The following is a 13978-nucleotide window of genomic DNA, read 5'->3' on the forward strand; positions in this document are numbered from 1 at the left end:
TGATATAAACTAAAGAAGAGTATTTTATTGATTTGTTTAAGAGTTGTGCAGACTTTTAAACGATTTAATAAGTACTTTTTTTTGTTGAACCAGTGCAGTTGTGTGTCAATTATTAAATTTTCAGATGTTGATATAAATAAATTCATAAGGTATGCTGCTATTAGAGAATCTGGAGAATTAGTAAGGAGAAAACATGGAACATAAATATAAAGTATTAGATTTATTTGCCGGTGCAGGCGGTTTAAGTAACGGTTTTGAGCAAACAGGAAAATTTTCTGTAATTGGTGCTGTGGAAATAAATGAAGCAGCCCAGCAGACATATATTAAAAATCATGAAAATAAAGATGTTATTATCAAGTCTTCTACAACAGGAATAAGTGATATTACTAAAATCGACTTTAAAAATTATAGTCGAGATTCTGAGAACACAGTTATTATTGGTGGACCGCCATGCCAGGGATTTTCTAATGCAAATCGACAAAAAAATTATTTGATTTCAGGGAATAATAAACTCGTGAAAGAATATGTAAGAGCAGTACGAGATGTAAAACCAATTGCCTTTTTAATGGAAAATGTAAAATCTATAAATTCATCTGTGCACAAATTTTTTGTAACAGAATACAAAGCAGATAATCAAAATGATTTTAGTTCAAGACATCATTTAGATCAAATTACGCAAGAAGATAATAAACTTTATAATAAGGACACCATAGAGCTGTTGAGTACCGATAGTGAAAGTTTGAAGATGGTATCAGGAAAATATAAATCTTTAATAGATGTTCCAGCTCCACTTATTATAAAGCCACTTTTAATAACAAGATTAAGATTATTAGAAAAAGCACTTGATAATAATAAAAAGTTGAAATTGACTAAGAAATCAACGGATGAAATCTTGGAGATTATTAATCAATTGAATAATCAAAACATAAATGATGAAAATCAGCAATACATTGTTCAAGAATCTATTAAGGCATTAAAAAATCTTCTTGATAATGAATCCCTAAATAATTTTAATCATCAAGCCATAAAAGATTTAGTGAATTTGAATCGATTTTTAACTAGGTGCCAAGAACTAAAAGATGAAGATATTGAATGTCTTGAATTCATTGTTGAAAATAAAACAATATATAAGTTATTTGTTCAAGTGTATTCATATAACGTAGTAAAATATTTAGAAGCCATATTCAAGTTCTATGGTTATAGCATAACGAGTGGAGTGTTAGACGCTTCTCGATTTGGTGTACCTCAAAAAAGAAATCGTTTCATGATGCTTGGTATATTAAATAGTAGTAACACTATTGAATTGCCTGAAGGTGATGATGAAATTCATAATGTTGTACGAGATGCGATCGAAGACCTGGAAAACATCCTTCCTCAAACTAAAATAGATTCTTACAATTCAAAAGTATATGTTTCAAGTAGTAAGAAAGATTTGAATAAGTATTACAGAGAAGGAATGGAACCGAACGAAATTTACGATCATATTAATACGGAAAGTTCAAAGTTAATACTGGAGCGTTATAAAAACATTTTAAAAAATGGCGGGAAAAATTTCCATAGTTTGCCTGACGATTTAAAAAGTACCTATGCTGATGCTTCTAGAACTCAAAACACAGTGTATCTTCGATTAAATTATGACGAACCATCTCCGACAGTAATCAACGTTAGAAAGTCGATGTGGCAACATCCTACAAAAGCTCGAGCTATTAGCATTAGAGAAGCTGCGCGTCTACAATCTTTTCAGGATAAATTTGTTTTCGAAGGAAGAAAAGATGAACGTTATCAACAAATTGGAAATGCGGTTCCTCCCTTATTAGCTAAAGCTATTGCTGAAAAAATATTAGAATATTTAATTTAAAAAAGCCACCTTTAGTCTCTTTAAAGCTAAAGGTGGCTTTTTTAAACAAATTTCATTTAACCGTTATCTTTTATCAAATTTAAATTATAATATATACATAAATAGTTAATTAATTGATGGTGGTGATAATTTATGGATGAGATTGTAAAGCCCAATTTAAGTAATTTTATTAAGTCGTTAAGAGATTTTGGATATAATTTTTCTATAGCTTTAGCAGACATTATTGATAATAGTATTGCGGCAGACTCCAAGAAAATATCGATAGAAACAAATATGAACCCAGAAATAAGTCTGAGCATTTTAGACGATGGTTTTGGAATGACAGAATTAGAATTGATTGAAGCTATGAGGTTAGGAAGTAAAGATCCAGAAGAAGAACGGGAAAAAAAGATTTAGGTAGATTTGGATTAGGTCTAAAAACTGCTTCTTTTTCACAATGTAAGTCCTTAACTGTGATTACTAAAAAAGAAAATAAAATGTCATTTAAGAAATGGGATTTAGATTTAATTGAAAAAGAAAATGAGTGGCTATTAATTACACCTAATTTAAATGAATTTGAACATATATCGTTACTAGAAAAGTTGAGTGCTCAAAAATCTGGGACTTTAGTGATTTGGGAAAAAATAGACTCTATTCAAAAAGAAAATTATTATGAAGAATTAAATTTATTGAGAGAACATTTGGCTTTAGTATTCCATAGATTTCTAGATGGAAGTATTAGAGGCCGAAAAATATTATTGGATTTAAACAACAATTTAATTAAAGGATTTAATCCTTTTAATGAAAGTAACACTGCAACACAGACTTTACCTGAACAATTAATAAAATTCGAGAATAAAACGGTAAAAATAACACCATATATTTTACCTCATCATAATAAGTTATCAAACGAAGAATATAATAAATATGCTACTAATGACGGATATACTAAATCTCAAGGTTTTTACTTATATAGAAGCGGACGTTTATTAATACATGGAACGTGGTGGGGACTAAATAAGATATCTGATGCGCATCGACTAATTCGTATCAGAGTAGATATTTCAAATGATCAAGATGAAATTTGGAATATTGATGTGAAAAAATCAATTGCATCTCCAAACATGTTTATTAAAGGTGAATTAAAAAAAATCTTAAACTCTATATTAAATCGCGGAAAAAACGTATATACAAGACGTCCAAAAGTTTTAGAAGATAAAACGATAATTCCTTTTTGGGAAGTATCTCATAGTACAGATTCTATTAAATTTTTGATAAATCAACATCATCCAATATTAGTACATATAAAAGAAAGATGAGTGATCAAGAAATTTCTTTTTTTAGTACTTATTTAAAAGGAATCGAAGCATATATCCCTATTAGTGCAATTGAGGCTTATGCAATAACAGATCCTCAAAAGATAAAACAAAAAGAGTTAATCGAAGAGAATGAAAAAAAAGAGTTACTTGATGCGTTACTAAATTTAAATCTAACTAAAGAGCAAATTGATGAACTTTTGAAAACAGAAATATTTAAAGGAATGAAGGAGAGGTAGTTATGAAAAAAAATGCATATCAAATCTTTAAAGAGCAAGTACTAGAAAACTTAGAAAATAAAGAAAAGCCTTTAAAGGAAAACCAAATTGAAGAAGAGGTTAATCTATATCAAACGTTACAGGAAGTTCCTGAGATTTTAAAAATGTTTGAACGTAAACATAATATAGAGAAAATGGATAAGCTAGACAAAAAACAATGGGAACTTATGGTTAGAGAATTAGAAGTTGAATTTGATGTACAAACAAATTTAGGGATAGTTGTTATGGGAGAGGAACAAAAGCAGAGAGATTATACTTGGTGGACAATGAAAGAAAAAATTGAACGAGAAAATTATTATTCAGATAATTATAAAAAATTCATAAGTAATTCATTGCCCAATGAAGTTATAAAAGTAATCGAAGAAGATACAGATGCCATAATGAATCATTTAGGAAACCCTAGTGATGATCAATTCGAGAGATATGGAATGGTCGTAGGGCATGTACAATCAGGAAAAACAGCTAACTATTCATCACTAGTATGCAAAGCAGCCGACGCCGGATATAAATTTATAGTCATAATTGCTGGAGCTATGAATAATTTAAGAAATCAAACGCAGGAAAGACTTAATGCCTCTTTTATTGGGAGAGATATAGATAAAAAAATTGGTGTAGCTAATTTAGCTGGGTATAGAGAAGACAAGAGACCGATAAGTTTGACGTCAAAATTGAAAGATTTTAATAGGGCTGACGCTAATCGGAATTCACAAGGAATTAGCTTAGATAGCATTACTAGTCCGGTAATCGTAGTAATAAAAAAAATACAAGCACATTAAAAAACGTTATTCAATGGATAACTACGCATTATTCACAAGGAGTAGAGAATCATGCAATGTTATTAATTGATGACGAATCAGATTATGCATCTATTAATACAAAGGATGAGGAAGACCCTACAAAAATAAATGAAAAAATAAGAGCATTACTAAAATTGTTTAAAAAAAGTTCATATGTAGCCTATACAGCAACTCCTTATGCAAACATATTTATAGATCATAATACAGATACTGAAAATTTGGGGAAAGACCTATTTCCAGAAGATTTTATATATTGTTTAAGTGCACCTAGTAATTATTTTGGAGCAGAAAAAATATTCTTAGATAAGAAAAAAACGCATTTTTATGAAGTAGAAGATGTAGAAGATATTATACCTTTTAATCATAAAAAAGATTACAAATTACCCTGTTTACCAGAGAGTATGAAAGAGGCAATGAGATCATTTTTGATAAATATTGCAATTAGACATCTGAGAAATCAAGAAAACAAACATAACAGCATGTTAATTCACGCTACAAGGTTTACAGAAGTTCATAAGAATATTGCAGGACATGTAGAAAAATATTTTAAAGATTTAAGTGAAGTTATAAGCATTGACGGACTAAAAGAAAAACATTATGAAAAAAATGAACATTTAGAAGACCTTAAAAATACTTTTGAAATTCACTATAAAGATAATATTGAGTTTGAATGGGAATCTATTATTAAAAAAATTGCAAAATTCATTTCTAAAATTTTAATTGTTCAAGTTCATAAAGATACAAAAATAAAATTAGAATATCGAGATGACATTGCTAGTAACGTAATTGCAATAGGGGGCACTAGTTTAGCACGGGGGTACACTTTGGAAGGACTATCAGTCAGTTATTTCTTAAGAAATACAATTTTTTATGACACATTGATGCAAATGGGTAGATGGTTTGGTTACCGACCTGGGTACGAAGATTTGTGTAAAATATATACAACTAATGAGATTTTTGATCGATTTAATACTATAACTGAAGCGACTCTAGATTTAGTAAGTGATTTGAACGATATGGCTCGAAATGAAATGACTCCAAGAGATTTTGGTTTAGCTGTTAAGCAACATCCGGATAGCGGATTACAAGTAACAGCTAAAAATAAACTGAAAAATTCTGAATCTCTTTATTATGAAATGAAATTAGATGGTCATTTAAAAGAAACATCTTGGATAATCAAAGATAAAGAAAAAAACGAACAAAATATAAATCTAATTAAGAATTTAATAGAAAATAAAATAACACCTTACTATACGCAACCAAAACCAAGATACTGGATTGATGTTCCTAAAAATGTAGTCTCAGAATTTATAAATAACTTCTCTATTTATGAAGTACCAGATGACGATTTTGGAATGAGATCTAAGATGCCAATTAAATTTATAAAACAGTACATCGAATCGGTAGATACTTTTTGGGATGTAGCTATTTATTCAGGTAATAGTGAACAAAGATTAGATATAGAAAATTTAGAAGGCTTCTATCAAGAGAGAAAGATAAACGATAGAGGGCGCTTTTATGAAATTGAACATCGTCAAGTTTCTTCAGGTAATGCTGAAAATATCGCAATCACTGTTGAAGAATATAATGAAATAAAAAATATAAAAAGAAAAAATAAAGAGGATCGAAAAATTGTTAAGGAGCAAAAAAAAGAGAACGAGTTGAATGAAGTAGAACTTTACAGCGTTCGTAAAGCTGTAAGGAATATAATGAAAAAACCTTTACTAATGCTTCATATAATTGACGGACATTTAGTTGACTCTAAAATTAAAACGGACAAGGCTGAAAAAGTTAATCTTGCAGCTTTTGGGATAAGTTTCCCGGGTGGAATAAAAAGTATGACGAGAAATGTAAGATTGCAAGTTAACTCGGTATACCTTAGAAATATGAAAAACATGCTTGAAGACGAGGTATATGATGATTAAAAATCCTTGGAAAGATATGGCGAGAGGTAGTCAAAGAAGAGCAAGTTTGTATCATGATATTTATTGGATCAAAGAAGAAATGGAGGGTAATTACGGCTTAAAGTTGTCATTAAAAAATAGCGAAGAAAATTTGAAAATCAAAGAACTAAAGCTTAAAAATATTGATATTTTTGAAAATAAAAATGAGAATAAAACGGATTTATATTTAATGCTCAATAGTTTATATGATTATGATATTTTTAATAGTTTATGCATGGATTTAATCGAGGAATGTGAAAATTATAGTGAAAAAGTAGAGATTTATGTTGTAGTTTTTAATAGATTAACAAGATGGAAAAATCTTCTTTTGAATAATAAAGAAAAATCTTTTCCGATAGAATTGCAAATGGGTCTTTTCTCAGAATTAGATACATTGTTAAGTATTGTTTTAACTAAAAAAACTTCTTTAAAAGAAGCAGTGTTATCTTGGGGAGGACCGGATTCAGATAAGCAAGATTTTATATTAGATAAACTAGCTCTTGAAGTAAAGTCTCATAAAACAGGAAAAAATGAAGTTATACATGTATCTAGTCCGCAACAGTTATTTTCATCTAAAAATCGTCTTGTTTTAAGAGTATATTCATTGGACATTAAAGAAAATGGAGATACTGTAGAAAATCTTATTCAGCAAATTAAACACGAGTTAAAGAATAATAATTTATTCAATGAAATGTACATTTTTGAACAAAAGATCATTCAGTACGGCTATAAGGATAACTTCCATAAAGACACTCTTTATAAGTTTCATATTGATAAAATTTCTAATTTTGATGTTAGAAATGACTTTCCTAGAGTCGACTTAGAAAGTATTCCGAGTGGAATTATTAATATGAAATACCAGCTTAATTTAAACAACTGTAAGGACTATTTAATTGATGATTGGAATGAAGTATGATGACAACACTTGAAGATTTTCATGATGATTTAATTCAAACTACACTATCAATTGCCGATAGTAGAGGTTTATTAAACTCGCAAGCTTTTTTTGAATATGTTTGTGAAGAGCTAAGTTCAACAGGTGAGTTATCCGTAAACTATAGCGAAGCTGATATAAGAATTTTGAAGGGCAGAAATCCAGTTGAAGCCTATGGATATGACTTTGATGATGAAAGAGGAATTCTCTCGATTCTAACACACGAGTTTTTTCAAGAAGATCAAATACAAACTCTTACTTTAGATGCAATAGATAAAAAAATAAAAAGACTTAAAAATTTCTTGATTAGGTGTATGGATGGATTTTTCAAAGAATTAGAAGAAACTTCACCAGCTTATTCTATGGCTTATCAAATTTATTGTAGATTTAAAGATAAAGAAATCAATAAAGTTAAATTCTTCCTTTTAACTGATGGTCAAATAAGCAAAAATTTTAAAGGGAAAAAATTAGATGAAATAGATGGTATTTCTGATTTAGAACTTAGAATTGTAGATGTCGATTATTTATTTAAAAATTATAGCTCTAAAAACGTAGACACTACCTTCGCTGTTGATGTAAAAATACCATATTTAAAAATACCTTCAGATTCTCAGGTATATACATCCTACTTAACTTATTTGAGCGGAGATCAACTGTTTGAAATATATGATCAATATGGGAAACGTTTGTTAGAACAAAATGTTCGTACATTTTTGCAATTCAAAGGATCTGTAAATAAGGGGATAAGAAACACAATTAGTGGGGCTCCGAGTAATTTTTTTGCTTTTAATAATGGTATAACTGCGACGGCGTCTAGAATATTGATTGAGGATGATCATATCGTCAAACTTTTTGATTTTCAAATCGTGAACGGAGGACAAACAACTTCTTCTATATACGCTGCAAAGAAAAAAGAAGGATTAGATGTAAGTCAAGTTTCTGTTCAAATGAAATTATCTGTAATTGAAGCAGGTGAAGAACATAGCGAATTTGTATCAAGAGTTGCTGAATATGCAAATACACAAAATAAAGTTAATAAATCAGACTTTTTCTCAAATAGTCCATTCCATAAAGATATGAAAAAATACTCATCACATACTTGGGTGAATCCAATTAATGGTAGTCAGAAAAAGACTAGATGGTACTATGAAAGAGTTAGAGGTGAGTTTCTAAATGAACAAATTTATTTAAGTAAATCGAAGCAAAAACAATTTTTATTAGAAAATCCTAAAAATCAATTGATTGATAAAACATTTTTAGCGAAAAGTGAGAGCTCATGGCTTCAAAAACCTCACATCGTTAGTAGAGGAGCACAGTACTGTTTTAGCGATTTTGCTACTCACATTTCTGAACTACTAGAAAAGAATAATTTAGCTATTACAGAAAAATATTTTCAAGATGCTGTATCTAAAATAATACTATTTAGAACTATTGAGCGTATGATTTCAAATTCAGATTGGTACACTGGCGGGTATAGAGCTCAAACAGTAACATATACCATTTCATATCTTGCTCACTATATTGCAGACTCGAAACAGAATTTTAATTTTAAGATTATCTGGGATGAGCAGGCTGTAGATAATGATTTATTCGAAGAAATTGAGAAGATAGCAAAAAGAATACATTTTGAAATCATTAAACCACCAACAGGATACTCAAATATATCTCAATGGTGTAAAAAAGAAGGATGTTGGACACAAATAAAAGATTTAAAAATAGATTTAAATGTACCAAAAAGATTTTATAAAAATCAAGAAGAAGTAAAGTATGAAAAAAGACAAGAAAAATCTTTAAAAAAGGTAGATTCGATTATTGAAATACAAACTTTTATTTTCGAATTACCAAAAGATCAGTGGAAGCAAATATTTAATTACTGTAGTAAAGTTGAAAATAGAAAAGGAATATCTTCGTTTGCATTTACGGCGTTATCAAAGTTCTCGAATATAGAAGGATATTTTCCTACTGAAAATCAGTGTGTAGAATTATACAAAATATACAAACGTGTAGTTGAAGAAGAAAGACTAATTTTAGAGTGAAAATATACATCATGACAAAAGGTATTATTATTTGAACTAAATTTATAAATTAAAGTAATAAACTGAGTTTTATTTGTGATAAATTTCAAATATTTTATTAAAAATACTTGAAAATAATCCTTTTATTGATTGAATAAAAATTTATATGAACTTTAGAAAGGCGCTTAGGTATTAAACTGTGATTGTCCTAAGTGTGTTCAAATCAAGTGATCGATAATCATAGGTTGAAATGCTGAAACATCTGTGGTTATTACGAAAGAAAAAAGCCATCCCTTGCGGACAAATGAGTCGCAAGTTATGAGAGGAAATACTGCTGATTGTTCAATAATCTGAAATTCAACATACTTCTAATCTAATTGCGCTCATGAATATTTCGCCATCAATCATAGTTTGTTACAGCCATAGATGATTTTATGAAGAATATCTTCTGAAATTATCTTGTTCTCTAATCGAAAATGCTATTAAACTATGCACTTGGATCAATTTAAAAACAACAAATGACGAAAAAAAATTCAAAAAAGTTTAGAAATTCAAAGAAGAATTGTCGTCAATTCCGTTTTCAAGTTAATCAAAAGAGACTCGTCTAGAACAGATAGAAATGTACTTCAACTTATCAAGTTGATCAGAGGCTTGATAAGCTAATTCGTATAATAGCTGTGTCTTCTCATTGATGTCTTTTAAAAATGTATCGTAATAATTTGTGATGTAATTGCTGAAGACAAGATTAAGAAGTATTCTTTTTTGTAAAAAATAGGACGAATTCCTAAATAAATAGGGATTCGTCCTTTTATTCTTAAAAACATTAAAAACACTTGTAAATAATACTTACGCTTGTTTCATATAATTTTATTATTAGATATTGTTTAGATTAAATAGAATACTATTTTCGTCTATCGGGAATCTAAGCAAAGGAATCCAGAAATCTTCACCATCCCATCCTTCTTTTTCGCCTTTATTTCTTATAAGAATTGCTAATGGCTTTTTGATGTCTACTCCATTTACTATACTTTGCATGCTAGATGAAAGAACAGATCCAATTTCTTTACTTCCCCTACTTTTTGACAGACCTATGTTAGTGTCAATATCAAATAGCACATTGATTGAGGTACCATGATTTGCTTTGTACCATTCTAAATATTGGATAATTACTTTAGTATGCCATCCACCACTAACTAATACTGGTATTTTATCGAAAATATTAATAATTATATCAACTTCGACCACTATCGAATTACGAGGCACCCCGAGCGTCAGGACTTTCTCATTTATATATTTAGTTATTTCTTCAACTTCGCCTTTACGAAACTCAGGGACTTTAGGAAACTTTAATTGTCCAGGTTTATAAGCTCCTACAGAATTTGGAATAACATTAGGCCTTGTAGGACTTAAGTTGTCCCTGTTTAAATATAGTGTACTTTCTATATTGTGATTTTTAATTATATCTCGTTGTATTGTATCATGCTCGCATATCTCTTCAAATAATTCTGCTATATCCTCAGGAATAAATATTCTTGTTACAGATAAATCCTTTGAACGATAACCACACATTCTCGAGTGTTGCATCAATGTATCGACTTGTGGTCTCGCAACTACTCTACCGTAATAAGTAACTAAGAGCCGAGGAATAGTTAAACCACGACCTAATTTATTACCACCAATAATAAAATTGTACTTTTTGTTTAATCTAATGTTACTTTGAGAATCCGGTGCTGCGTTAAGCACTATAACATCATGACTATTTATATTATCACTTAAAACTTTTAATACGTCCGGGAATACAGGTATTTCTGGATTAGTGCTTTGTAAATCCTCATAAGCGTTTGAAAGATGATTCATAATAAACTTTCTTTTATCTGATTCTTCTGGTCTTTTTAAAGCTTTATATACATCTGCAATAAATTTTTTAGTTAACTTTTTTATTCTGCTATGAATTAGTTGATATGGACTAATATGACAGAGGAATGTGAATTTTTGTTCGTTTTTAGGTTCAGTATTTTCAAGTAATCGAATCGAAGCGCCGACCAAAAAATTAGATAGAGCACTCAATAATCCATCAGGAATATCAGAAATATCCTCATCATTCGACTGCATATTAGCTAGTTGTTTTATTTCCTCTTCGTTTACATTTCTAATATGTCTATCGACATTTTCTTGGAAGAAAGTATGAATTCCCGTATAACCTCTTCCTGCTTCAACTACTTCTATAAATTCTGGATAAAAACCTGTTTCCTCTTTATTTTGAAGAATTATGGCTTGAGGAGTTGCTGTTACCTGTAAATATAGTTGTGTTGAAACCATTTCACGTAGATCTAAAAGTTGCTGATTAATCGTACTTGGATCTTCACCATCGATCCGCTGATTTGTATTTAAACCTATAGCATCCGCTTCATCATCTGCAATTAAAGTTGCTATACTAGACAAATCTTGCTCTATTAAAAATGAAAATAATTTTTCAAGGTCAGCAGGATCTTTTTTACAAATCAATACAATTCCATCTGTATCTAATACAGTTTTCAAATATTCTGGGTCTTCTTCATTTATTTCATCAATTTTTCTTACTAATATTCCTGATAGTGCTGAGTCTGATCTATCAAAAGTTTGATCTTGAAGGGAATTATTCCTATCAGTTAATACCACAAATAGTTTAAAGCCATTATCAGCAGCTAAAGCGATTGTCATGTTTATTATATTGGTTTTTCCACTTTGAATTAAACCATATAATAATCCTAAAACTTTTTCACCACTATTGACTTCTGGAGCTTTGGTCAATATGTTTTCAGATGTTTGTAATACGTTTAATGCTGCCGTTTCTCCAATTTCAGAATTTAACTCCGAAAGAAAATTGGAAACGCGCTCTCGATTTTTAATTAATTCTCTCACATTTATTTCCTCCTATTTTTTAGTGAATTATTAAAAGTTAAAAATAAAATATTGATTCTATTTATTTGTATAATAAATTCTTATCGCAGTAATAGTAAAGTAGCGAAAGTATTTAAATTACATATATCGTACTTATTTAATCATATTCCTATAATATACTTTAATAATTATAAAAATTCAAATAATTGGTTTGAAATAATTACTATTATGTTTAATGAAATTAATTATATCTTTATTCTTTATTATTTCCCTTTTTATATAATAATTTTACATTATTATGTTTTTACGGTTTTGCATTCGCCTTCATTTATACCGAATTATTCCGAAAAAGCATAAAAGAACAGTACTATGACCCGATGTTTTCAAGTTTTGTTCAAGGATACGAGCTTTTCTAACAAAAATGGATATATTAATACTTTCTGATGGAATCAATAAATATACGACAAATATCCTTGATGATGAGTTTGTGACGAGAAAACGATCATTACTTCTCATATATATGATTGTGCCGAAAAGGACACTACTTTTCTATGCAAAAAAGTCTTTTTCACATAGTGTACAATGAATTTGATATACAACAGTAATTACGATAAGTATGTGAAATTTTTGGTTGGAAGACAATTTTGATTTCAAGAAGATCTAAAAGTAAAATAACTAATATGATAAACTGATTTCGCTTTTTTCTGCATTCGACTTATAAATTTATAAGTTTTATATATCAATTGTACCTTTTAGTTACGAACTCTAAAAAATTGAAAATAATAGTTGCATGTTTCCAGGTCCCAACTTATACTGAATTTATCGAAAGCGCTTTCGGTGAAATGGAGTGAGTAGCATGGGAACAATTTATGATTTAGCGAAGATGACCGGTTTTTCAATTACAACGGTCTCAAAAGCCTTAAATAATTATTCGGATGTCAGTGAAAAGACGAAAGCAAAAATCGTCCAAGCAGCAGCCGAGATGGGATACTTACCGAACGCGCACGCCCAGTCGCTCTCGACGAAGCGTTCGTGGACGATCGGTGTCATGTTCTCGGAAGCACATGGCGTCGGAATGATGCATCCGTTCTTCAACGCGATCATTGAGAGTTTCCGAAAAGCAACAGAACAACAAGGGTATGACCTCATCTTCGCATCGCGGAACTTACGCAATCGTGATATGAGTTACCTCGAGCATTTCCGACACCGGGCAGTCGACGGCATTGTCGTCATCTGCTCCGATCAGATGGACCAGCACGTCCAGGAGTTGATTCAAAGTACGATTCCGATCGTCGTCGTCGACATGGACAGTGCCGATTGTAGTGTTGTCTACTCGGATAACATCACCGGTGGCACACTCGCCATCAATCATTTGTACGAACTTGGTCATCGGTTGATTGCCCACATTGCGGGGGATACGTCGACAGATGCCGGAAGAGCGCGGATTGAAGGCTATCAGCAAGCAATGGAACAACTTGATTTGCCGATTCCGGGCGGCTATCTCGTCAACGGCGGATTCTTTTCCGGGGAAGAAGGCAAGCAGGCAATGAACGAGTTGCTGGCATTACCTGAACGACCGACAGCAGTTTTTGTTGCCGGGGATGAAATGGCAATCGGTGCGATTGAGGCGATTCATGAAGCCGGGTTACGGATTCCGGAAGACATCTCAGTCGTTGGGTACGATGATATTTACATGGCGCAGTACATCACACCGAAGCTGACGACAGTCCGACAAGATACGGAAACGATCGGTCAGCACGCAGCATCAGTCTTGATTGAACAGATCGTCAACAAAAAACGGGTTACGACACGCGATGTCATCCCGGTCAATTTGATGGTTCGTCAATCGACAGGTCCAGTACCTGAATAACACAATGGTTGTTTCGGAATCGCTCTCGCTCGTTGTCAGTGAGGAAAAGCGAGAGCGATTTCGAAATCATTTTTTATCACTTTTTCCGAAAGGGCTTTCGGGAATTTT

The 13978-nt window shown here is 30.8% G+C and carries 8 protein-coding genes and 1 pseudogene; 8 read left to right on the forward strand and 1 reads right to left on the reverse strand.

Annotated features, from left to right (window positions below):
• Nucleotides 1-193 precede the first annotated feature (193 nt).
• The 7 genes and pseudogenes from AC3B4V_RS10165 (at nucleotide 194) to AC3B4V_RS10195 (ending at nucleotide 9141) form a co-directional block, all read left to right on the forward strand.
• Nucleotides 194-1858 (forward strand): DNA cytosine methyltransferase, encoded by a 1665-nt coding sequence (locus tag AC3B4V_RS10165; RefSeq protein WP_488378333.1) that lies wholly within the window; start codon nucleotides 194-196, stop codon nucleotides 1856-1858.
• A gap of 132 nt (nucleotides 1859-1990) precedes the next feature.
• Nucleotides 1991-3156, forward strand: a pseudogene (locus AC3B4V_RS10170) (ATP-binding protein).
• The gene (locus AC3B4V_RS10175; RefSeq protein WP_488378334.1) at nucleotides 3153-3392 is read left to right on the forward strand and encodes a hypothetical protein; all 240 of its coding nucleotides are present in this window, start codon (nucleotides 3153-3155) and stop codon (nucleotides 3390-3392) included. The pseudogene AC3B4V_RS10170 and the gene AC3B4V_RS10175 overlap by 4 nt, the downstream one beginning before the upstream one ends.
• Nucleotides 3393-3394: 2 nt before the next feature.
• On the forward strand, nucleotides 3395-4207 hold the full coding sequence (locus tag AC3B4V_RS10180; RefSeq protein ID WP_488378335.1) for a hypothetical protein: 813 nt from the start codon (nucleotides 3395-3397) through the stop codon (nucleotides 4205-4207).
• Between the two features lie 56 nt (nucleotides 4208-4263).
• Entirely contained in the window at nucleotides 4264-6153 is a 1890-nt protein-coding gene (locus tag AC3B4V_RS10185) for a Z1 domain-containing protein (RefSeq protein WP_488378336.1), read from the forward strand.
• Nucleotides 6146-7087 carry a PD-(D/E)XK motif protein gene (locus AC3B4V_RS10190; RefSeq protein ID WP_488378337.1) on the forward strand — a complete coding sequence of 314 codons (942 nt, stop codon included), beginning with the start codon at nucleotides 6146-6148 and terminating at the stop codon, nucleotides 7085-7087. Before AC3B4V_RS10185 ends, AC3B4V_RS10190 begins: the two co-directional genes overlap by 8 nt.
• A complete protein-coding gene (locus AC3B4V_RS10195; protein ID WP_488378338.1) occupies nucleotides 7087-9141 on the forward strand; it encodes an AIPR family protein in 2055 nt (684 codons plus the stop codon). Before AC3B4V_RS10190 ends, AC3B4V_RS10195 begins: the two co-directional genes overlap by 1 nt.
• Before the next feature lie 852 nt (nucleotides 9142-9993).
• On the opposite strand, the gene AC3B4V_RS10200 is transcribed toward AC3B4V_RS10195, so the two are convergent.
• A complete protein-coding gene (locus AC3B4V_RS10200; RefSeq protein WP_488378339.1) occupies nucleotides 9994-12021 on the reverse strand; it encodes a Z1 domain-containing protein in 2028 nt (675 codons plus the stop codon).
• 835 nt (nucleotides 12022-12856) lie between these two features.
• Between AC3B4V_RS10200 and AC3B4V_RS10205 the strand changes: the two genes are divergently transcribed.
• Nucleotides 12857-13870, forward strand: a complete 1014-nt coding sequence (locus tag AC3B4V_RS10205; RefSeq protein WP_488378340.1) for a LacI family DNA-binding transcriptional regulator — start codon at nucleotides 12857-12859, stop codon at nucleotides 13868-13870.
• Nucleotides 13871-13978 lie beyond the last annotated feature (108 nt).

Source organism: Exiguobacterium sp. E17S (assembly GCF_057772545.1).